The sequence below is a fragment of the Plantactinospora sp. ZYX-F-223 genome, assembly GCF_039649625.1.
Lineage (GTDB): Bacteria > Actinomycetota > Actinomycetes > Mycobacteriales > Micromonosporaceae > Plantactinospora.
In genome coordinates, this window is record NZ_JBDJAV010000005.1 from 187951 (window position 1) to 209849 (window position 21899).

Sequence of the window (21899 nt, forward strand, 5' to 3'; positions counted from 1 at the left end):
GACCCTACCTACTACGACCGGCACCGCTATCCGGCCGAGCCGATCGCCACGGCGAGCTTGCCGACGGTACCGCTGTTGTTGAAGTCGGCGAACGCCTGCGGGACCTCGTCCAACAGGTAGGTGCGGGCGATGGACGGGCGCAGCCGGTCCGCGGCGGCCTCGGTGGCGATGTGGTCGAGCACGAGCCGGTCCGGGATCGCGTCGACCGCCGTGACGTTCAGCGCCCGGTCGCCGAGCTGCTCGGAGTCCACCCCGAGAGTGGAGGAGAACCGGCCGCCGGGGGTGATCAGGTCGGCGATCAGCTCCGGGTCGCCGGCCAGGTGCACCGCGCTGTCCACCCCGTCCGGGGCGAGCTGCCGGACCTGTGCGGCCAGGTCGGTCCGGTGGTCCACGGTGTGCGCGGCGCCGAGTTCGTGCAGCAGGTCGGCGGCGGGCCCGGCCTCGGCGGTGGCGATCACCGTCGCGCCCCGCGCGGCGGCGAGCTGGACGGCGTAGTGGCCGACCCCGCCGGTGGCCCCGGAGATCAGCAGTGTCTCGCCGTGCACCGGGGCGACCGAGTCCACGCTGGCCAGCGCGGCGACCCCGGCCAGGCCGAGTACGCCGGCGGCCCGGTAGTCGAGCCCGGCCGGCAGCGGTGCGAGGCCGATCTCCTCCGGCACGACCACGTACTCGCCGAACGAGCCGTCGCCGAGCCCGGGCTTGGCCACCACGCCGAAGACCTTCTCGCCGGGCATGAAGCCGCTGACGCCCGGCCCGACCTCGGTCACGATGCCGGCGAAGTCCCGGCCGAGCACCACCGGGAACTGGTGCTCGACCTCGCCGGCCAGAAAGCCTCCGGCCAGTTTGGCGTCGAAGCCGTTCAGGGAGGAGGCCTGTACCTCGATCTTCACCTCGCCGGCACCGGGCGTCGGCTCCGGCATCTCCCGGACCTCTGGCATCGCCCCAAACGACTCAGACATGACGGCACGCATCTACCGGCCTCCCCGAACGCTCGCCCGATCCGACATCGGTGCATTCCCGCCGGGCTTCGCTACATGCCTTCCAGCTCGGCGGATACCCCTATTTCCGGTCCGGTCCGGCCGGGCTCAGTCGAAGAACCGGGCCAGGTGGCTGGGGTCCGGGCCGGGGTCGTCCGGGCCCAGCGGGGTGAGGTCGGCGAAGATCGACGCGCCGTCGCAGCCGGCGTGCAGCGGGTACCACCGGGGCGCGCCGGGATGGCGCTGGCAGATGTGCTTGATCGTCTGCACGTCGAGCAGGCGTACGTGGGTCGGGTCGGCGACCGCGTTGACATGCCCCCACCAGGGGCTCATCACGTGCAGTACGCCGCCGGGCCGGAGTACCCGGTGGCACTCGTCGACCAGGCTCAGGAAGTCGATCAAGTGCTCCAGGATGTGCACCGTGAAGATCACGTCGACCGAGTCGCCGGCCAGCGGCAGCGGGCCGGAGAGGTCGGCCTGGGCGTCCACCCCCGGCGCCACCCGCAGATCGAGGCCGAGGTTGCCGGGGTACTGCTTGGCGGCGCCGCAGCCGAGATCCATCACCACCGGGTCGCGCCCACCCACCCGCACCCGGGACCAGACCGCCAGTACGCCGTCGAGCCGGCCGACGAGTCGCCGGACCAGCGCCAACTCGTCCCGGTCGGCCACCTCGCCGGTCAGGTGCGCCACGCCCCGGTCGAACCGTACCTCCACCGCCGTGCCACCCAGCCGGTCGTCGTGCTTGACGAGGTCGGCGTACGCCATGCCGAGGAACTCGTCGATCGCCCGCAACCGTTCGCCGGAGGGCGCCCTCTGCAGTTGCGCGACCATCACCACCTCCCGGCCGGGGCTACCCGGAATCGTCCGGTCTACGCCTGGCCCGGGCCCGCCTCCGGTGATCGGCCGGGCCGAGGGGTCAGCCGGTGGCGGTGCGCCGGCCGGCCCGCCCCAGGTTGCGCAGCCGCGGCCGGGACGCGACCGGCCGGAGTACCCGTTTCAGGTGGTAGCGGTGCAGTTCGGCGCTGCCCTGCTGGCTGCCGTCCTCGGTCACCGAGACCAACTCCCAACCCTGGGCCCCGGCCCGGTTGAGGTGGGCGAGTGCGGTGTCCCCGTACGGGGAGACGTCGAGCACGGCACCGTCCGGGCCGTACCAGGTGTAGGCGACTTCCCAGCCGGTGTCGTCCAACCGGGGCTGGCGCCGGCGCACCAACAGGGCGTACTCCCATCTGAGCATGGGGTAGTTCTTGCCCAGCCGGGCGGCGGAAGAAACAGCCGTCGATGCCGGCGGGGCGGTCAGGACTCGGTGACCCGGCCGGCGTCGACCCGGACGTGCCGGGTGGCCCGGAGCGTCTCCAGCATCCGGCGGTCGTGGGTGACCAGCAGCAGCGTTCCCGGGTACGACTCCAGCGCCGATTCGAGCTGCTCGATCGCCGGCAGGTCGAGATGGTTGGTGGGCTCGTCCAGGACCAGCAGGTTCACGCCCCGGGCCTGGAGCAGGGCCAGGGCCGCCCGGGTCCGCTCACCCGGCGAGAGGGTGTCGGCGGGCCGCAGTACGTGCGCCGCGCGCAGCCCGAACTTGGCCAGCAGGGTCCGCACGTCGGCCGGCACCAGGTCCGGTACGGCGGCGCCGAAGGCGTCCAGCAGGGGCTGCCCGCCGACGAAGAGTCCCCGGGCCTGGTCGACCTCGCCGACCACCACGCCGGGGCCGAGCGACGCGTGCCCGGTGTCCAGCGGCAGCCGACCCAGCAGGGCCGCCAGCAGAGTCGACTTCCCCGAGCCGTTGGCGCCGGTGATCACCATCCGGTCGGCCCAGTCCACCTGGAGGTCGACCGGGCCGAGGGTGAAGTCGCCACGCCGGACGACCGCGCCGCGCAGCGCGGCCACCACCGCACCGGCCCGGGGCGCGGCGGCGATCTCCATCTTGAGCTGCCACTCCTTGCGCGGCTCCTCGACCACGTCCAGCCGCTCGATCAGCCGTTCGGTCTGCCGGGCCTTGGCCGCCTGCTTCTCGGTCGCCTCGGTGCGGAACTTCCGGCCGATCTTGTCGTTGTCGGACGCCTTCCGCCGGGCGTTCTTGACACCCTTCTCCATCCAGGCCCGCTGGGACCGGGCCCGGGCCTCCAGCGCGGCGCGGGTGTCGGCGTACTCCTCGTAGTCGGCGCGGGCGTGCCGGCGGGCCACCTCGCGCTCCTCCAGGTAGGCCGCGTAGCCGCCGCCGTAGTGCCGCACCTGCTGCTGGTGCAGGTCGAGTTCGACGACCCGGGTCACCGTCCGGGTCAGGAACTCGCGGTCGTGGCTGACCAGCACCGTGCCGGCGCGCAGCCCGGTGACGAACTCCTCCAGCCGGGCCAGCCCGGCCAGGTCGAGATCGTTGGTCGGCTCGTCCAGCAGGAAGATGTCATAGCGGCTGAGCAGCAGCGACGCCAGCCCGGCCCGGGCCGCCTGGCCGCCGGAGAGCGCCGTCATCGGCTGTTCCAGGTCGACCGCCAGGCCCAGCTCGGCGGCGATCTGGTCGGCCCGTTCGGCCAGGTCGGCGCCGCCGAGGGCGAGCCAGCGCTCCAGCGCGGTCGCGTACCGGTCGTCGGCTCCGGCGACCCCGTCGGTCAGCGCCTCGGTCGCCGCGTCGAGTTCGGCCTGCGCGGCGGCCACCCCGGTGCGCCGGCCGAGGAACGCCCGGACCGTCTCGCCGGGCCGCCGGTCGGGCTCCTGCGGCAGGTGGCCGATGGTCGCCGACGGCGGGTTGAGGGCCAGGGTGCCGTGTTCGAGCGGTTGCAGCCCGGCCAGGGTACGCAGCAGCGTCGACTTGCCCGCGCCGTTGGCCCCGACGACTCCGACCACGTCACCAGGGGCGACGACGAGTTCGAGGTCGGCGAAGAGGACCCGGTCACCGTGTCCGGCGGCGAGGTCCTTGGCGATCAGTGTGGCGCCCATGAGACTTCAGATGCTATCCGCCCGTCCGGGTGCGCCCCGGCGGTGGAGTAGCAGACTGATCCCTGTGATGACCACGTTGGCGATCGACTGCGGCGGCGGTGGGATCAAGGCGTCCGTACTCGACGACGCCGGCACGATGCGCACCCGGCCGCTCCGGGTGCCGACCCCGTACCCGTTGCCGACCGCGCTCTTCGTCAAGACGCTGCTCGCGCTCGCCGGCCGGCTGCCCGCGGCCGACCGGGTCACCGTGGGGATGCCCGGGATGCTCCGGCACGGCGTCGTGGTGGCCACCCCGCACTACGTCACCCGGGCCGGGCCGCGCACCAAGCCGGACCCGGACCTGGTCGCCGAGTGGTCGGGCTTCGACGTGCGCAGCGCGCTCACCGACGCGTTCGGGCTCCCGACGCTGGTGCTCAACGACGCCGAGGTGCACGGCGCCGGGGTGGTCGCCGGGACCGGGCTGGAGCTGGTGCTGACCCTCGGCACCGGGCTGGGCTGCGCGCTCTTCGACGGGGGGCTGCTCGCCCCGCACCTGGAGCTGTCGCAGGCGCCGGTCCGGTGGGGGATGAGCTACGACACCTACATCGGCGAGCACGAGCGGCGCCGGCTCGGCGACGCGTTCTGGTCGCGCCGGGTCCGGGGCGTGGTGGACGGGCTGCGCCCGGTCTTCCTCTGGGACCGGCTCTATCTGGGCGGTGGCAACTCCCGGCTGGTCCGCCCGGAGCAGCTCGCCCGGATGGGCGACGACGTGGTGGTGGTGCCGAACAGCGCGGGCATCATCGGCGGGGTACGCGCCTGGGAGCTGCGCTCCCACCGGGCCTGACCGGCCCCCGCTCACCCCGGCACCGCAGCGGAGGAAGGCGGCCTCCCCCGAGCCGGCACCGGGCCCGCTGGCCGGTATATGCCCGAAGAGCGTGATACCGCCCTGTCATCACGATGACAGGGTGGTATCACCGGTGAGCCGAACTGCCCGCCCTCCTCGGCGGCCGTCGCCGTCACGATCCCGTCGATCGGAACAGTCGCGGTACTGGCGGTGTTGTGCCAGCGTCGGGGGGAAGTAGACGCGACACGAGGAGGTGGGTCTAGTGGATCTTCTGGCCGAGTACCGGCGGGCGACCATGTACTTCGAGACCGGGGACCCGTCCGGAGCTGCCCGGTTGCTGGAGCCCATTGTCGAGGCCGAGCCCGACAACGCCTCCGTACGGCAGTTGCTCGCCCGCGCGTACTTCCAGTCGGCGCAGCTCGCCCGGGCCGAGGAGCAACTGCGCACGCTGGTGCACCGCGACCCGAGCGACCACTACGCGCACCACGTGCTGGGCCGCACCCTGGAACGGGTCGGCCGCCCAGAGGAAGCCCTCCGGCACCTCCGGATCGCCGCCGCGATGTACGCGGAGAACGACGACTACCGGATCGCCCTGGAGCGCGTCGAGACCCGGGTCGGCGGTCGGCGGTGACCGCCGCCCGGCCGCTCCGCCTACGATCGGGTGCCATGGACGCTGCCCGGCCGGTGACCCGCCGATGAAGCTCAAGCTCGACCTGCACGACATCTTCAACCGTGGCCACGACATCGACCGTGCGCTGCGCGGGATCATGGACGAGGCGGTGGCGAAGAAGGCCACCATGGTCGAGATCATCCCGGGCAAGGGGTCGGGGCAGCTCAAGAAGCGGGTGCTGCGCTTCCTCGACCAGAAGGAGATCAAGCAGCTCTACCACCGGGTCGAGAAGGACTCCAAGAACTTCGGCCGGCTCTTCGTTCACTTCCGCTGGAAATAGCCGGGCGCCGACCCTGTCTCCGGGCCGGCGGGCCACCGTAGGGGCCGGCGGAAGGAAATCGTAAGGCGTGGGCGGCAGAGTGTGGTCATCAGGCGGGCGGCAACGAGGAACGCCGGCAGAGACCACAGGGAGCAGAGACCATGCGCAAGCTCATCGAGTCGACCTTCGTTTCGCTGGACGGCGTCATCGACGACACCCGCCCGTCCACGGCATCCCGGGCGGAGCCGCAGCACTGGGGCCAGCCGTACTGGGACGGCGACCACGCCGGCTACGCCCAGAAGCTGATGGACTCGGCGGACGCCCTGCTGCTGGGCCGGGTGACGTACGAGGGATTCGCCGAGGCGTGGTCGGCCCGGGCCGGCGACCCGGACGCCGACGTGATGAACGCGATGCCGAAGTACGTCGCCTCGCGCACCCTGACCGAGACCACCTGGAACGCCTCCCTGATCAGGGGTGACGTGGCCGAGGAGGTCGCGAAGCTGAAGGAGCAGCCGGGCCGGAACATCCTGAAGTGGGGCACCGGCGAGCTGGACCGGACGCTGGTGCAGCACGGCCTGGTCGACGAGTTCCACTTCTGGTACTTCCCGGTGATCGTCGGTGCCGGCAAGCACCTCTTCGAGGGCGCCGGCTTCGACACCACGCACCTGTCGCTGGCCGACGTGGACCGGTTCGACTCCGGCATCGCCGTGCACATCTACGTACCCAAGTAGGCCCCGCGATCACCCGGTCAGGCCCGGTCCCCGTCCGCCAGGGACCGGGCCTGAGCCGTGCCGAGGGCACCGCCGCGGGCGAACAGGGCGGCGAAGTCCGGCCCCGCGGCGGCCCGGACCGCCGCCGTGAGCTGGTCCAGCTCGGCCCGGTCGAAGTCGGAGATCTGGTAGTCGGACTCCCGCCGGGCGGCGTCGGCCGCGCCGAGCAGTTGCCCGGCCAGGTCGGCCCGCCCGTCCCGGAGCAGCCCGTCGGCCATGCCCTCCAGCGCCGACGCCATCTCCGGCACCGACTCCTGGTCCCGGGCCACGTCGAACGCCTCCCGGTGCCAGGCCAGCGCCGCCGCCGGCTCGCCGCGCTGCCCGGCCAGCCGGCCCAGCTCGGTCAGCACCATCGCCAGGTACGGCGGGTGCGCGTCCCCGGTCTGCTGCTGCCGGCCCGAGGCGAGCAGCCAGCGCAGGTGCTCGTCGGCCCGGTCGAGCCGGCCGTCCCGGCGCGCGGCGAAGGCCAGTGTGATCGTGGCGAAGACCTCGCCGGACCGCTGCCCCTGCTCGGCGGCGAGCCGTCGCGCCTGCTCCGCGTGCTCCAGCGCGCCCGGGTAGTCGCCGAGCTGCACCGAGATCCAGCCCAGCCAGGCCAGCCGTCCGGGCACCTCGGACCGGAGTCCCAGCTCCTCGGCGATCCGCAGGCCCTCCTGGCTCAGCCGGGCGGCCTCGGCCCGGTCGCCGGTCAGGTCCGCCAGGCCGATCAGCCAGTCGGTCGCCTGGAGTGCTCCCCAGTCGTCGCCCAGCTCCCCGAAGAGTTCGGCGCTGCGCCGGGCGTCGGCTTCCAGCGCGGCCGAGTCGGACCGCATGTGCGCGAGCATCGCCCGGAGGCTCAGCACCGCCGCCTCGCCCCACCGGTCGCCGGCGGACCGGAACGTCTCCAGCGCCCGCGCCAGCAACTCGCCGGTGGCGGCCGCGTCACCGAAGTCGATCATCGAGCTGGCCAGGAACCACTCGGCCCGGGCCCGGCCGAGCGGGTCCGCCACCTTGTCGTAGCCGCGCAGCGCCTCCGCCGCCAGCTCCGGACCGGCCTGGCCCTGCCGGATCGCCAGGCCGGCGTGCCAGGCAACGGCTGCGGCCCGGACCACGTCCGGCGCCGCACCGGGTACGGCCAGCGCGCCGGCCAGGGCCCGGCGGGCCTCGGTGAGCCGCCCGCGCAGGAACCGGTACCAGACCAGGGCAGTGGCCAACCGCAACGCCGGCTCGGCCGCGCCCTCGCGCCGGTACGTCTCCAGCGCTGCCCGCAGGTTCGCGCCCTCGTCGTCCAGCCGGCGCAGCCACTCCCGCTGGCCGGGCCCGCGCAGTTCCCGGTCGGCCCGCTCGGCGAGCGCCAGGTAGTGGTCGGCGTGCCGGCGCCGCAGCGCCCCCTCCTCGCCAGCCTCCCGCAGCCGGTCCAGGCAGTACGCGGAGACCGACTCCAGCAGCCGGAACCGGGGCCCGGCACCGCCGGTCGACGCGGTGGCGCGTACCACCAGGGAACGGTCGACCAGCCCGGCCAGCAGGTCCAGCACCTCACCGGTCGCCACCCCGTCCCCGGCGCAGACCGCCTCGGCGGCGGCCAGCGTGCAGCCGCCGGAGTGCACCGCCAGCCGGCGCAGTACCGCCCGCTCCGGCTCGGTCAGCAGCCGCCAGCTCCAGTCGATCACGGCGGCCAGGGTGCGCTGCCGGGCCGGCGCGTCACGCGGCCCGGTGGCCAGCAGCCCGAACCGGTCCTGCGGCACCCGCAACCGGGCCGCCAGCTCGGCCACGCCCAGCACCGGCACCCGGGTCGCGGCCAACTCCAGCGCCAGCGGGATGCCGTCCAACCGCCGGCACACCTCCGCCACCCCGGCGACGGTCTCCGGTGTCGCCGGCAAGCCGGCTCGGGCCAGGAACAGCCGTACGGCGGACGACCGGGCCAGCCGGTCCGGGTCGTCCGTGTCGGGGAGGTCCAGCGGCGGCAGCTCCCAGCGGGCCTCGCCACGCAGCCGCAGCGGTTCCCGGCTGGTGGCCAGCACCGCCAGCCCGGGTACGGCCGGCAGCAGGTCGCCGACCAGCCCGGCGACCGGCTCGACGACGTGCTCGCAGTTGTCCAGCACCAGCAGGGTCCGCCGCTCCCGCAGCACGGCCGCGAGCCGCTCGCCCGCCGGCTCGGCGGCACCGGGGGCGTCCGGAATGGACAGCGCGGAGAGGACCAGCTCGGCCGGGTCGCCCAGCCCGTCCCAGGTGGTCAGGTCGACCAGGCAGACCCCGTCCGGGTACGCCTCGACCACCGCCCGCGCGACCGCGAGCGCCACGGTCGTCTTGCCCACCCCGCCCGGCCCGGTCAGCGTGACCAGCCGGCCGGCGGCCAGCAGCTCCCGGACCCGCCGTACGGCATGGTCCCGGCCGATCAGCTCGGTCACCGGTGCCGGCAGGGCCACCCCGGCCGGCAGCCGTCGCCGGGCCGGTGCCCGCGGGTCCTCGGCCGGGTCACCGGCCAGGATCGCCCGGTGCAGCGATGCCAACTCCGGCCCCGGATCGAGGCCCAGTTCGTCGGCGAGGCTGCGCCGCAGCTCCTGGAAGCTGTCCAGCGCCTCGCCCGTCCGGCCGGACCGGTGCAGGGCCCGCAGGTGGGCCGCCCGCAGCCGCTCCCGGTACGGATGCCGGGCCACCTGCTCGGCCAGCTCGCCGACGAGTTCACCATGCTCGCCCAGCTCCAGCCGCGCCTCCGCGTACGCCTCCACGGCGGTCAGCCGCTGCTCCTCCCAGCGGGCCACGGCAGTACGGGCGAACTCCTCGTCGGCGAAGTCGGCCAGGGCGTCCCCCCGCCACAGCGCCAGCGCGTCGGCGAGCAGCCCGGCCCGGGTACGCGGGTCGTCGGCCTCCTGTGCCTGCCCGACCAGCGCCGCGAAGGTCGCCGCGTCCACCGCGTCGGGGTCGGCCCGCAGCTCGTACCCGGGCGCCTGCGAGACCACCAGGTCCCGGGCGTTCGGCTCGGCCCCGGCCAGTGCCCGGCGCAGTTGCGAGACCCGTACGTGCAGCGCGGCGGTGGGGTCGGCCGGCGCCGCCGTCCCCCACAGGTCCTCGACCAGCCGGTCCACCGAGACCGGGCGACCCGGCGAGATCAGCAGGTCGGCCAGGAGGGCCCGGACCTTCCGGCCGGGAATCGTCACCGGCTCACCGTGGTCGGTCCAGACGGCCAGCGGCCCCAACACCCCGAATCGCACCGACCCAGGCTACGGATGACAGCCGGAGGCAAGCCTGACGGGGCCGAAACCGGCCGGTCCCGAGCGGAGTGCTCGGGACCGGCCGGCTCGGCTGGGACGTCGGATCAGGAGGAGCAGGTGTTCAGCATCGTCTGCAACGCGCTCTTCTCCGCCGACTGCAACCGGAGACCCCAGTTGTACTTGGTCCGGATCCACATCTTGGCGTACGTGCAGTGGTAGGCGGGGCGGCTCGGCTTCCAGGTGGACGGGTCCTGGTCGCCCTTGGCCTGGTTCACGTTGTCGGTCACCGCGATCAACTGCGGCCCGTTGAGGTCATTGGCGAACGACTGCCGGCGGCTGGTCGTCCACGAGCTGGCCCCGGAGCGCCACGCCTCGGCGAGCGGCACGATGTGGTCGATGTCGACGTCGGCCGGGTTGGTCCAGGTCGCCCCGTCGTACGGGCTGTACCAGCTTCCCGAGGTCGGGTAGCAGGAGCTGTCCACGCCCACTCCGCTGCCGTCGCGCCGCAGCACCGTCTCCCGGGTGTTGCAGGCGCCGCTGATGGTGATCCAGTGCGGGAACAGGTCGCGGCTGTAGCCGGTCATCGAGTCCTGGGCGGCGACGGTCAGCGCGTTCAGGTTCGACTGGGCGGTGGCCTTGGACGGGATGCCGGGCGGGGTGGCGCCGGCCGGGGACGCGACCAGCAGGGACGCGGCGATCGCCGCGGTGGCGGCGGTGGCGGTGAGGGTCAGCCGGATACGGCGACGTCGGATGTGCGGCACGGATGCCTCCCGAGGCTCTGGGGGTACGGGAGGGATCAACGTAACTGATCATCGTGACCGGACCGCCACGGTCACGTAACCGGCCATCGACGCGCGCCGTAATCCCGGGCGCTGATGCCGGGCGGCGGGCCCGTCCGGTCCGGGACGGGCCGCGCCCGGCGCCGACCCTGGTCGGTCAGGCCGGCTGGCTGGTGGTGGGGGTGGGCTGGCGGGGCGTCGCGTTGCTGGTCCCGTTGCTGGAGACCGCCGGAGCCGCACCGACGCCGAGCACGGTCAGCGCGGCCAGCAGCAGCGCGATCCACTCGTTCGAGTCCAGTCCACCGAGGATCACCGTGGCCAGTACCTGGAGCACACTCAGCACCACGGCGACGGCGGTCTTGCCCCACCGGTACTGCGGAGTCAGCGGCACCAAGTAGACACCGATCGCGGTCGCGGCGGCGATCGCGATCTGCACCGCCTCGTCCGGCTCGATGCGCTGGTCTCCGGAGAGCGCGCCGTACGCGACCGTGAGCGCCGCCCCGGCGACGGCGGCGAGGGCCTTGCCGTACTTGCGGATCATGTTCATCTTCCTGCGCCTTCCCCGCGACCGATCGACCGGACACAATACACAACCATCTGTCCTGTCCAGATGCTGTAACAGCGGATCCGCACCTGTCAGTCGGACATCTGCGGTTTTGCGGTCGGATCTCCGGCTGGTACCGCCGGGGAGAGCGGCGCCGCCAGGTCGATCGACCGCTGCGGGGGTACGCCTAGCCCGGGTCCCGCTGTCCGGGCCGGTTCCGGGGGGTTGTGGCCGACCGACGGGAAGATGTGGTGACCGGCCAGGAACGACCGCTCCCAGAGATCGTCCAGGACGCGGCCGTCCTCGTCGCTCACGTCCTGACCGGTCGAGGGCACCAGGGCGCTGGTGCTCCAGATGCACCGGGTCACCATGTCTTCGCCGTCCCAGGAGCGCAGCAGCGCGAATCCGGGCCGGACCCGCCGGAACACCTCGGTGAAGAACGGGGTGATCGCGACGATCGGTCCTTCGGTGCTGCCCTCTTCCGGCGACTCGACCAGGATCAGCCGGTCGCCCCGGATGGCCGCCTCGCTCCGGTACCGCTGGTCGCCGTTCGGGTCGGTGTCGGCGATGTTCAGCACGATGGAGCCGGGTGTACCGGTCTGCTCGAAGTGATAGTCGGTGTGCCGCCAGCGGAACCGGCCGCCCCGCTTCGTCAGGTGGTAGTAGTGCCAGTGCCGCCGGATCGGGGACAGGGCCGCCTCCGTCGAGCGCAGTCGCACGTCGAGCGAGTGGGCGAGCATCTCGCGGACCGCGAGCAACGTGTCGCGGCCGTCGCCCGAGGCGACGTAGAGGCTGGTCGCGGCGCCGACGATGGCGCCACCGAACGCCGCGAGCGCGCCGGCGATGATCTGAAAGATCTGCTCCTTGCCGCTGGTCTGGAGATAGACCCCGAATGCGGTGGTGGCGAGGCCGAGCGCGGTGAGGAGCCAGAGTGGAGTACTGCCGAGAGAGCGTCTTCTGCTGGTCACACGACCTCCCGTCGAATGGTCTCGAATCTCCCTGGCGGGCTGCCGGCAGATGGCGGGGGACCGGGGTGCGGGAAACGCGAAGCCGTCGGCGGTGACGGGTGCGACGAACTTTCAGAATAGCTCGGGTGGTCCCGAGGGCTGTCCGGCTCGGAGCGGCCGCTGACCGTCTCCGGTCAGACCAGCCCGCTCAGCGCCAGCACCTCGTCGGCGCATCCCCAGGAAAGGGCGAGCCCCGAGCCGCCGTGACCGTAGTTGTGGATGAGGAGATTGCCGTCGACATGATCGCGTTCGATCCGTACGCTCGGCCGGCTCGGTCGCAGCCCGACCAGGACGCGCCGGATCTGGGCGGAGCGGAGCAGCGGCTCGACGGCGGCACAGCGTTCGACGATCGCCGCTGCCCGGACGGGATCCGGCGTGAGATCTTCCGAGCCGGGGGTCGCACTGCCACCGAGTACGACGTGACTGCCGTGCGGCAGGATGTACGTCATGTCCTCGTGTTCGGCCCAGTCCTGGAAGAACGTTTCTATTCCCGGATTGTCGACCACCACCAGTTGGCCCCGGGTGGGGAAGACCTGGTCGTCCGGGACCAGATAGCGGGCGCCGAGTCCGGTGCAATTCACCAGTACGCCGGCGGCGCCGACGAGTTCCTTGAATGAGGCGACGGTGCCGATTTCTATAGTGCCGCCCCGGTCGATCAGGCGCCCGGTGAGGTATTCCAGATATGCCGGCATGTTCACCAGTGGACTGGTGTAACGCCAGCCGCTGACGTAGCCGGGCGGTAGCTGGTCGGCGGGGCAGAGTTCGAAGTCGTTCAGGTCGCGGACGCAGGCCGGCGGCTCCAGTGGAAAGGGCGCCACCTCCAGACCACGGACGAGCCGGACGCCGGACGACGGGTCCTCGGCGATCTTCTCCAGAGTCAGCCGGGTCTGCTCGCTCCAGTGCAGGACGCGTTCGTCGGTCAACTCGTACGGCCCCCAGCTCGCCCCGGCGGACGCGGAGGTGGTCTCCTGCGGCGGCCGGGCGGCCCGGATCCGGACCGAGAGTCCCGCCTCGGCGAGCCGGACCGCGGTGGACAGTCCGATGACGCCCGCACCGATAACCAGAACGTCGGGTCGTCGGGATATCGCCATTAGGCCATATTAACGGAGGTCTTACCCGTCCAGTGCTCGCCTGCTGCCGGATGCCTGGTTGCGGCGGCGCGGGTCGGCGCCTCGACACCTCAATATGGATTCGCGGACGCCGGCGCCGGCTGGAAATTGCAGCGGTGAATTACCGTCGGTGGTGGAACTCCCCGTCACCTGCCCAGTCGAATTGGCGAAGACCAGGGAGTTCATTCGCTCACGATCTCCGGCGACTACCATCCGTGACCACAAGGCTTCGGGCGGTTGTCGAAGCCGCCCGTTCCGGGCCGGCGTGCCGCCGCGCCGGTACGTGCCGGCCGAAGGGGTGTCGGTCGGTGGGCCGCTCGGTCGGCCGATCGGTCCGTCGTCCGGGGTGGACGGAGCCGGGCTGTCCCGCTTCGGTGGGATTTATCGTCGCCATCCGTCGCCGTGCTCCCAAGTGGCCGGTTGACAGGCAAGAAACTCGATGTCAATCTCCCGGTATTCCCGGACTGGGAGCGCTTCCATAGATTGTGGTTCACGCCGTACCACCCCTGCCCGGCGGTGCCGGCCACCGGTCACCGCGCCCACCGGAAGGAATGACGTGCTCAGACCCCGCTCGCCGCATACCGCTCCACTCGCCGCCGCCACCCTCGCGGCGCTGGCCGCCACCGTGCTGACCGCACCCGGCGCCGCGTCCGCCGCCGACGAGGCACCGGAACAGATCGTCAACGGCACCTTCGACAACGGCCACGCCCCCTGGTGGGGCACCGCCAACCTCACCCTCGACTCCAGCACCGGGCAGCTCTGCACCGAGGTGCCCGGCGGCACGGTCAACCCGTGGGACGTGATCATCGGTCAGGACAACGTCGCGCTGGTCGCCGGTGAGTCGTACGAGTTCCGGTTCTTCGGCCGGGCCACCCCGAACAAGGTCGGCCGGGCACTGGTGCAGTTGCCGGTCGACCCGTACACGCAGTACCTGTCGGCCAGCCCCGAGCTGAGCGTCTCCGGCAACGAGTACCGCTACACCTTCACCTCCCCGGTCGACCTGCCGAACGCCCAGGTCGCCTTCCAGCTCGGCGGCAGCGCCGAACCCTGGACGGTCTGCCTGGACGACATCTCGCTGACCGGCGGCGCCGAGCCGGACGTCTACGTCCCGGACACCGGCCCGCGGGTCCGGGTCAACCAGGTCGGCTACCTGCCGAAGGGGCCGAAGAACGCCACCGTGGTCACCGAGGCGACCGACCCGCTGCCGTTCCAGCTCCGCGACGGTGCCGGCCGGCTCGTCAAGCAGGGCCGGACGACGCCGCGCGGCCTGGACCGCTCCTCCGGGCAGCACGTGCACACCATCGACTTCGGGCACTTCACCCGCCCCGGCACCGGCTACACGCTGACCGCCGACGGCGAGACCAGCCGGCCGTTCGACATCGGCGCCGACGTCTACGAGCAGCTCCGCACCGACGCGCTGAAGTTCTACTACACCCAGCGCAGCGGCATCGAGATCTCCGACGCGCTGCGCCCCGGCTACGGCCGCCCGGCCGGACACGTCGGGGTGGCGCCCAACCAGGGCGACACGGCGGTGCCCTGCCAGCCCGGCGTCTGCGACTACACCCTGGACGTCTCCGGCGGCTGGTACGACGCCGGCGACCACGGCAAGTACGTGGTCAACGGTGGCATCTCGGTGCACCAGCTGATGAGCGAGTACGAGCGTTCGCTGCGGGCCGGCACCGGGCAGCCGTGGCGGCTCGGCGACCGTACGCTGAACCTGCCGGAGAGCGGCAACCGGGTGCCGGACATCCTGGACGAGGCGCGTTGGGAGCAGGAGTTCCTGCTCAGCATGCAGGTGCCGGCCGGAAAGCCGCTGGCCGGGATGGCTCACCACAAGATCCACGACGACTCGTGGACCGGGCTGCCGCTGCTGCCGCACCTCGACGACAAGCGGCGCGAACTGCACCCGCCGTCCACCGCCGCCACGCTCAACCTGGCCGCCACCGCCGCACAGGCGGCGCGGGTCTTCCGGCCGTACGACCGGCGGTTCGCCGAGCGGAACCTGACCGCCGCGAAGACGGCCTGGGCCGCCGCCAAGACCAACCCCGAGCGGTACGCCGACCCGGCCGACGCCAACGGCGGCGGCGCGTACAACGACGCCGACGTCACCGACGAGTTCTACTGGGCCGCCGCCGAGCTCTACCTGAGCACCGGGGCGAAGGAGTACCGCGACTTCGTGCTCGCCTCGCCGCACCACACCGGCGACGTCTGGCGGGAGCGGGGGATGGACTGGGGCAACACCGCCGCGCTCGGCCGGCTGCAACTGGCGACGGTGCCGAACAACCTGCCGGACCGGGCCCGGGTACGCGCCTCGGTCGCCCAGGGCGCGGACCGCTACCTGGCCACGCTCCGGGCGCACCCGTACGGCATCCCGTACAACCCGTCGGACAACCTCTTCGACTGGGGCTCCAACAACCTGATCATCAACAACGCCATCGTGCTGGCCACCGCCTTCGACCTGACCGGCAAGGACCGCTACCGGGCCGGGGTGTTGCAGACGATGGACTACATCCTCGGCCGCAACGCCCTGAACCAGTCGTACGTGACCGGCTACGGCGAGGTGGCCTCGCGCAACCAGCACAGCCGCTGGTACGCCCGCCAGCTCAACCCCGACCTGCCCAACCCGCCCCGGGGCACCCTCTCCGGCGGCCCGAACTCGGCCATCCAGGACCCGGTCGCCCAGCAGAAGCTGCGCGGCTGCGCGCCGCAGTTCTGCTACATCGACGACATCGAGTCCTGGGCGACGAACGAGCTGACCATCAACTGGAACGCGCCGCTCTCCTGGATCGCGGCCTTCATCGCCGACCAGGACAACGGCGACGCCCGCAACCACCGGCACTGAGCACCCGACGAGGACCGGCGTACCCGACCGGGTAAGCCGGTCCGCTCCGGACCGGGCGAAGCCCCCGGTCGGCGGATCACCGCCGGCCGGGGGCCGCCCCACCGCACCTGGCCCGTTGTGGGTCGGTGGGTCCTCAACCCGGTCGGCCGGCGCGCACCCGCCGGTTCGACCGGTAGCCGTTCGGGTTTCCCGGCCAGCCCGGTGACCGGGCGGCGGGGCCGGGGTCGACCAGCGCCGCCGCCTCGCCGGTCCGGACCATCCGGTGCCAGCGCAGCCGGCTGCCGAGCAGTGCGGTGACCGCCGACTGGACGACCACCAGATACATCAACTGCCGGTAGAGGAGCTGCTGCAACGGCAGGCTCCACAGCGGACCCAGCCGCTCACCGTCCAGCCGCAGCGCGTACGCCGCCGTTCCCGCCTGGACCAGCAGCAGGCCGAGCCAGGCCAGCACGAGATGGCTCCACGGCAGGAAGAAGAGCCCGTAGAGCGCGAACGCGTCGACCGCCGGACCGGCCAGCGGCAGCAGCACCTGGAAGACGGCGAGGTACGGCAGGGCGCGCCGACCCAGCCGCCCACCCGGGCCGCGCTCCACCAGGGCGTGCCGGTGCTTCCACATCGCCTGCATGGTCCCGTAGCACCAGCGGTAGCGCTGCCGCCACAGTTGGCGCAGCGACCCGGGCGCCTCGGTCCAGGCGATGGCCCGCCCCTCGTACGGGACCCGCCAGCCGGCGCGCAGCACCGCCATGGTCAGGTCGGTGTCCTCGGCCAGGGTGTCCGCCGGAACGCCGCCCGCGTCCAGCAGGGCCTGCCGGCGGAAGGCGCCGATCGCGCCCGGGATGGTGGGCATGCAGCGCAGCACGTCGTACATCCGGCGGTCGAGGTTGAACCCGATGACGTACTCCAGGTGCTGCCAGCGGCCGAGCAGCCGGCGCCGGTTGGCCACCCGGGTGTTGCCGGAGATCGCCCCGACGGAGGGATCGGCGAAGCCCTGGACGAGCCGGTACACCGTGTCGGGCTGGAACACCGTGTCCCCGTCCACCAGCACCAGCAGGTCGGCCCGGGCGTGCCGGATGCCGGTGTTCAGCGCCGCCGGCTTGCCGGCGTTGGCCTGCCGGACCACCCGTACCCCGGGCAGCCGCATCCGTTCCACGACCCCGGCCGTGTCGTCGGTGGAGCCGTCGTCCACCACGATCACCTCGATCGCCGGGTAGTCGCTGTTCACCAGGGACCACACCGTCGCGCCGATGTTGGCGGCCTCGTTGTACGCCGGCACGATCACCGTCACCGGGGCGTAGAACCGGCCGGCCGGTCGGGCCCGGGACCGGGCGCGGATCCGCCGCCGGTGCACCTCGGCGCAGACCACCTGGACCACCAGCCGGGCCAGGCCGAGCACCAGCGCCACGGCGAGCAACCAGCTCATCGCGGTGGCCAGCCAGCCGGCGCCGGTCTGGGCGTACCGCAGGGCGGTGCCGCGCAGCCGGTCCCCGGTCGAGGCGGCGACGTCCGAGCGGGGCGTGCCGAGTCCTTCCGACACGGTGCTGAACCGGTAGCCCCGGGCGGTCAGCTCCGGTATCAGCCGGTCGAGCGCGGCGACGGTCTGGGACCGGTCCCCACCCCCGTCGTGCAGCAGTACGACCGCGCCCCGGCCGTCCGCCGGCCGCCGCTGCGGACCGGTCTGGCCGGCCGGCCGGCCCTCGGCGGCGGCGACGATGCGGTCGACACCCGGCCGGCGCCAGTCGACGGTGTCCCGGTCGGCGAGTACGGCGACATGGCCGGCCCGGGCCGCCGCCCGCAGGGCCCTGGCGTCGCGCGCGGTCAGGCTGCCCGGACCGGACGAGTACGGCGGCCGGAAGAGGATCGGGGACCGGCCGGTGGCCCCGGCGACGGCGCTGCGGGTGAGCTGGAGTTCCAGCTCCCGCCGCCAGTCCGGCAGGGCCGCCACGTCCGGGTGGGTGAAGGTGTGCGAGCCCAACTCGTGGCCCTCGGCGAGGATCTGCCGGACCAGTTCCGGGTGCTCGTTGACCCGGGCGCCCACCACGAAGAACGTGGCGTGTGCCCGATGCCGGCGCAGCACGTCCAGGATCTCGGGGGTCCACCGCGGGTCCGGGCCGTCGTCGAAGGTCAGCGCGATCGTGCCGGCCGGCATCGAGCGGCTGACCGGGGTGGGACCGTCGAGCCGGAGGACCGGGCCGGCCCGGGTCAGCTCGTCGGGGGCCGGCGCCGGGTCCGGCGTGGCCCGCCCGGAGCCGCCTCCGGCGATCGCGACGTAACCGTTGAACGACAGCGCGGCGAGCAGCACCACGAGGCCGAGTACCAGCAGGAGCCAGTGTGCCCGGGGGTCCCGTCGCGCCACGTGCAGGGCCATCGGTCAGCCCTCCGCTGCCGGCGACCGGCGGGATTTGCCCGGCTTGTCGGTGCCGGCCGGATTCCCCGGTGACGGGTTGCGGTGCAGGTCACCCTGTCCGGGGCGATCGGTGGCCGTAGGCGCCCCGCCTGGTGCGGCCGGGCGGGCGGTCGGGTTCGCCGGACGGGCCGTACCGGCCGGTGCCGGGGCTGTCCGCGCCGGCCCGCCGGTCGGGACGGCCGGAGCGCTGGTCTCGGACCGGCCAGTCCCGGCCTCGTCCCGGAGGTGTCCGCCGCCCGCGTCCGGCCAACCCGGCACCGCGACCGACCCGCCGGTCAGCAGCCCGACCGCGAGCAGCCCGAGGCTGACCAGCAGACCGGCGCCGAGGGCGAGACCGGCGAGCACGGCGACCCGGCGCCGTCGACCGGTCCGGTCAACGAAGACCGGCCGGACCCGGGACGCCAAGTGGCTCGGGGCGTTCGACTGACCCGGGCCGGTCGGCTGGAGGGGGATTGCCGGGCCGGGATCCCAGGTGGCGTTCCCACCGGCCGTCGTGGGGAGCCGACGGCCCAGCGGGTCCGGGTTCGATGGCGGCCGGACCCGCCCGTCGCGGGGCAGGCGTTCGGCGACGGGCGGGTCGAGCCGGCGGGGATTCTGATTTCTCATCTCGTGCACTACAGCGCCGAATCCGCCGCCGGCGTCACATCCCCCGAACCGGAGATCAGCTCAGCGCGGGTAGGTCCGGGCCACCGCGACCAGCTCGGAGCTGTGCGATCCGACGATGCCGACGCCGGGCGGGCGCGGGCGGAAGCCGGGCAGTCCGGCGAGGCCGTCGCTGGCGTCCATCGCCCGCAGCCGTACCGGGCCGCTCCCGGTCGGACGGAGCCGCAACTCGATCTCGATCCCCTCGGCCGGCGGGGCGTGGAAGACCACACCGAACGGCTCCGGGCCGTCGACCCGGACCTCCCGATCGTCGATGCGGATTTCCCGGCCGGCGACCCGGGCCGAGACGACGGCGGCGGTCGCCGGGTCGACGTGCAGCGCGGCGAACCGTACCGGGCGCTGCGGGACCAGCCGGACACGCAGCGTACGGACGCCGGACCCGGTGACGTCGGAGAGCGGGTCGAGCCGCGGCGGGGGCAGGGCGGCCGGTTCGGCCGGGCCGGTGCGCAACTCCTCGTCCCCGAACACCGGGAAGGTGTCGCCGATCCGGGTCGGGCCGTCGACGTACTGGTCGGTCCAGGGCTGCGGGTCCGTCTCCTCGCTGAGCCAGCGGGCGGTACCGGTGTCGGCGTCCAGCGCGTACATCAGGTGGGTCGGCACCGGATGCGCGGCGTCGAACCGGTCGACCACCAGGCCGGTCCCGGCGCACAGCACGGCGCCGAGCAGCGCGGCCAGGGCCGGCAGCGCGCCGCGCCGCCGGGCCCGGAGCGCTGCCATCCCGCGCTGGCCGCCGGCCACCGGGTGCAGCAGGTCCACCACGGGCAGCGCGGCCAGCCCGAGCAGTACCGTGCAGAGCGCGCCGACTCCGCCCATCGCCATGCCGAGCGCCGGAAAGAGCAGTACGACGGTGGGGAGCAGCACGAGTACCCCGACCGCCGCGCCGGCGGTCACCGCGACCACCGCCCACGGGCCGTCCCGGCGTACGGCCAGGGCCACCAGTCCGGCCAGCACGCCGGCCAGGGCCGGCAGGGTGGTCAGGTACGCCCCGCCGGGGGCCACGGCGGCGAGCAGCACCCCGAGTACGGCCAGCCAGCCCAGCCCGCCGACGGCGAGTGCCGCCGGACCGGTACGCCGACGGGTCAGCGCGTACCAGCCGAACAGCACCGCGGCGGCGAGCGCCACCACGGCCAGCCGATACCACAGTGGACGGTACGGGTCGAGCAGCGTCGCGTAGCCCGGCCGGATCGCGGTGATCGCGGCCCAGAGCAGTTGCGCCCCGCCCGGGGCGACCACGATCGGCAGCAGCGCCAGCCCGAACCCGGCGGCGAGCCGGGGCCACGACGCGCGCCCCCGCCGCCGGACGGCCCAGCCGAGTGCGACGACCCCGGCCAGCGCCAGCAGCGCGAGCGGCAGGGTGAGCCAGCCGGGATACCGGGCCAGCCCGCCGGGCACCGGGAAGTACGTGGCGTCCCCGTCGGCATCCAACCGGGTCAGGTCGACCGCGCCGAACTCCCGGGCCAGCCCGAGCGCGTTCGCCCCGTGCTGTTGCAGGCTGCCCCGGTCGACGCTGGCCGGGGTGTCCAGCGGGGTGTGGTAGATCGCGGCGCCGTCTATGTAGGCGGCGTTCAGACCGGTGAAGCCGTGGTCGAGGAAGGCGGTGAAGTCGGTGTCGTTGGGCAGCAGCCGGTAGACCTCGACCGCGAACGAGGTCCCCACCGGGTACGGCGCGGCCCGGCCGAAGACCTCCACCAGGCCGGCGTTGCGCAGCGAGGTCTCGAACATGATCACTGGACCGGTGCTGCCCCGCGCCTCCAGGTTGAGCACCACGCCGCCGCCCTCGGCCAGTGGATGGTCGGCGGCGAACGCCGAGGCGCCGCAGAGGCAGGCCTCCTCGGCGTCGGTGAAGACCAGCACGATGTCGTTGCGCGGGCGTTCCCCCGAGGTCAGCGCGCGGGCCACCTCCAGCAGTGCCGAGGTGCCGGCCCCGTCGTCGTTGCCGCCCGGGCCGACCTGCACCGAGTCGTAGTGGGCGACCAGGAAGACCCGGCCGGTGGGGTCGGTGCCGGGGATCCGGGCGACCACGTTGCGTACCCGGGCCAGCGTCGCGCCGCCCGCGCCGCCGCTGAGCTGCCCCGCCTCCTCGGCGACGGTGTCCTGCAGCTCCGGGGTGAGACCGAGACCGCGCAGGGTGCTCTCCAGGTGACTGCGTACCCGCTCCGCGGCCGGGCTGCCGGCGGCGTGCGGCTCCGCCGCGACCGTCCGGAGGTGCTGGTACGCCCGCTCCGCGCTGAACTCGTCGGCCGGCGAGTCGAGACCGGCCGGGCGCGGCGTACCCACGCCGAGCACGGTGACCACCCCGACCGCCGCCAGCGCGGCCAGGGCCGCCAGCGCGGCCGGCAACCGGCGTCGGGGTCGGGCCAGCGCCCGCTCGGAGGCGGGCAGGAGGGTGGTTACGGAGGGTGTGTCGGGCGGCGGCGGATCGACGGGGGAGTGGTGGTCAGGGGCGGGCACGGGTGCCTCCAGGGGTCGGCAGCGAATGCCATCATCGCGGTTGCGCCGGTCCCCGCCCGGCCGGGTCACCCTGCTGGCAGCCGGTCGCATAGCGTGATACGCATGTCCACGTACCGAGTGACCGATCCCGTCGCCGTGCTGCGCGATTTCGTCGCGCGGGTGGCGCCGTACGACCCCGAGCCGGATGCCGCTCCGGTCGGCGTCGTCGATGTCCGGTCCGCCGGAGAGGCCGGGACGGTCCCGCTCACCCCGCACCTGGCCCGGGCCCTGGCCGAGGCGCTGGCCGGCTACCGGGACCCGGCCGACCGGGGCCGCTGCGCGGGGTGCGGTGGCCGGCGGCTGGACGAGAACCTGCACTGCCTCGACTGCGGGCGGCTGCACGGGGTGCTCGGTGAGGTGATCGCGCGCCAGGCGGAACAGGTGCGGCTGCGGGACGGGGCCGGCTCGGCGGAAACTCCGCGGTGACGCCGTGGCGCCGT

General features: G+C 73.5%; 18 protein-coding genes. 6 read left to right on the top strand and 12 right to left on the bottom strand.

The window, feature by feature from the left end; translation table 11 throughout:
* Positions 1-26: 26 nt before the first annotated feature.
* From AAH979_RS07305 to AAH979_RS07320, 4 genes are all read right to left on the bottom strand, one after another.
* Positions 27-959 (bottom strand): NADP-dependent oxidoreductase, encoded by a 933-nt coding sequence (locus AAH979_RS07305; protein WP_346257254.1) that lies wholly within the window; start codon positions 957-959, stop codon positions 27-29.
* Between the two features lie 126 nt (positions 960-1085).
* A complete protein-coding gene (locus AAH979_RS07310) occupies positions 1086-1808 on the bottom strand; it encodes a methyltransferase domain-containing protein (RefSeq protein ID WP_346257255.1) in 723 nt (240 codons plus the stop codon).
* 85 nt (positions 1809-1893) lie between these two features.
* Positions 1894-2211 carry a hypothetical protein gene (locus tag AAH979_RS07315; protein ID WP_346257256.1) on the bottom strand — a complete coding sequence of 106 codons (318 nt, stop codon included), beginning with the start codon at positions 2209-2211 and terminating at the stop codon, positions 1894-1896.
* A gap of 59 nt (positions 2212-2270) precedes the next feature.
* On the bottom strand, positions 2271-3908 hold the full coding sequence (locus AAH979_RS07320; RefSeq protein WP_346257257.1) for an ABC-F family ATP-binding cassette domain-containing protein: 1638 nt from the start codon (positions 3906-3908) through the stop codon (positions 2271-2273).
* Between the two features lie 64 nt (positions 3909-3972).
* Here AAH979_RS07320 and AAH979_RS07325 point away from each other — a divergent pair, with 64 nt between their 5' ends.
* The 4 genes from AAH979_RS07325 (at position 3973) to AAH979_RS07340 (ending at position 6391) form a co-directional block, all read left to right on the top strand.
* Complete coding sequence (locus AAH979_RS07325) at positions 3973-4731, top strand: ROK family protein (RefSeq protein WP_346257258.1); 759 nt, start codon at positions 3973-3975, stop codon at positions 4729-4731.
* A gap of 262 nt (positions 4732-4993) precedes the next feature.
* Complete coding sequence (locus tag AAH979_RS07330) at positions 4994-5362, top strand: tetratricopeptide repeat protein (protein ID WP_346257259.1); 369 nt, start codon at positions 4994-4996, stop codon at positions 5360-5362.
* Positions 5363-5426: 64 nt separating this feature from the next.
* Complete coding sequence (locus AAH979_RS07335; RefSeq protein WP_130461848.1) at positions 5427-5681, top strand: Smr/MutS family protein; 255 nt, start codon at positions 5427-5429, stop codon at positions 5679-5681.
* A gap of 140 nt (positions 5682-5821) precedes the next feature.
* Positions 5822-6391: a dihydrofolate reductase family protein gene (locus tag AAH979_RS07340; protein WP_346257260.1), complete on the top strand. Its 570-nt coding sequence runs from the start codon at positions 5822-5824 to the stop codon at positions 6389-6391.
* A gap of 17 nt (positions 6392-6408) precedes the next feature.
* Here the strand turns inward: AAH979_RS07340 and AAH979_RS07345 are convergent, their stop codons facing one another.
* The 5 genes from AAH979_RS07345 to AAH979_RS07365 all read right to left on the bottom strand — a co-directional run bounded on the left by AAH979_RS07345 (position 6409) and on the right by AAH979_RS07365 (position 13042).
* Entirely contained in the window at positions 6409-9621 is a 3213-nt protein-coding gene (locus AAH979_RS07345; RefSeq protein ID WP_346257261.1) for a BTAD domain-containing putative transcriptional regulator, read from the bottom strand.
* A gap of 104 nt (positions 9622-9725) precedes the next feature.
* A complete protein-coding gene (locus AAH979_RS07350) occupies positions 9726-10373 on the bottom strand; it encodes an HNH endonuclease family protein (protein WP_346257338.1) in 648 nt (215 codons plus the stop codon).
* Positions 10374-10557: 184 nt separating this feature from the next.
* Complete coding sequence (locus AAH979_RS07355) at positions 10558-10947, bottom strand: hypothetical protein (protein WP_346257262.1); 390 nt, start codon at positions 10945-10947, stop codon at positions 10558-10560.
* A gap of 89 nt (positions 10948-11036) precedes the next feature.
* A complete protein-coding gene (locus tag AAH979_RS07360; RefSeq protein WP_346257263.1) occupies positions 11037-11912 on the bottom strand; it encodes a hypothetical protein in 876 nt (291 codons plus the stop codon).
* Between the two features lie 173 nt (positions 11913-12085).
* Complete coding sequence (locus tag AAH979_RS07365; RefSeq protein WP_346257264.1) at positions 12086-13042, bottom strand: FAD-dependent oxidoreductase; 957 nt, start codon at positions 13040-13042, stop codon at positions 12086-12088.
* 574 nt (positions 13043-13616) lie between these two features.
* Here AAH979_RS07365 and AAH979_RS07370 point away from each other — a divergent pair.
* The gene (locus tag AAH979_RS07370; RefSeq protein WP_346257265.1) at positions 13617-15902 is read left to right on the top strand and encodes a glycoside hydrolase family 9 protein; all 2286 of its coding nucleotides are present in this window, start codon (positions 13617-13619) and stop codon (positions 15900-15902) included.
* A gap of 133 nt (positions 15903-16035) precedes the next feature.
* Here AAH979_RS07370 and AAH979_RS07375 read toward each other — a convergent pair whose 3' ends face one another.
* The 3 genes from AAH979_RS07375 to AAH979_RS07385 are packed head-to-tail and all read right to left on the bottom strand — an operon-like array spanning position 16036 to position 21351.
* Positions 16036-18267 (bottom strand): glycosyltransferase, encoded by a 2232-nt coding sequence (locus tag AAH979_RS07375; protein ID WP_346257266.1) that lies wholly within the window; start codon positions 18265-18267, stop codon positions 16036-16038.
* Positions 18268-18270: 3 nt separating this feature from the next.
* On the bottom strand, positions 18271-18912 hold the full coding sequence (locus AAH979_RS07380) for a hypothetical protein (RefSeq protein ID WP_346257267.1): 642 nt from the start codon (positions 18910-18912) through the stop codon (positions 18271-18273).
* A 60-nt stretch (positions 18913-18972) separates the two neighbouring features.
* Complete coding sequence (locus AAH979_RS07385) at positions 18973-21351, bottom strand: M28 family peptidase (RefSeq protein WP_346257339.1); 2379 nt, start codon at positions 21349-21351, stop codon at positions 18973-18975.
* Between the two features lie 171 nt (positions 21352-21522).
* Here AAH979_RS07385 and AAH979_RS07390 point away from each other — a divergent pair, with 171 nt between their 5' ends.
* The gene (locus tag AAH979_RS07390) at positions 21523-21885 is read left to right on the top strand and encodes a hypothetical protein (protein WP_346257268.1); all 363 of its coding nucleotides are present in this window, start codon (positions 21523-21525) and stop codon (positions 21883-21885) included.
* Positions 21886-21899: the final 14 nt, after the last annotated feature.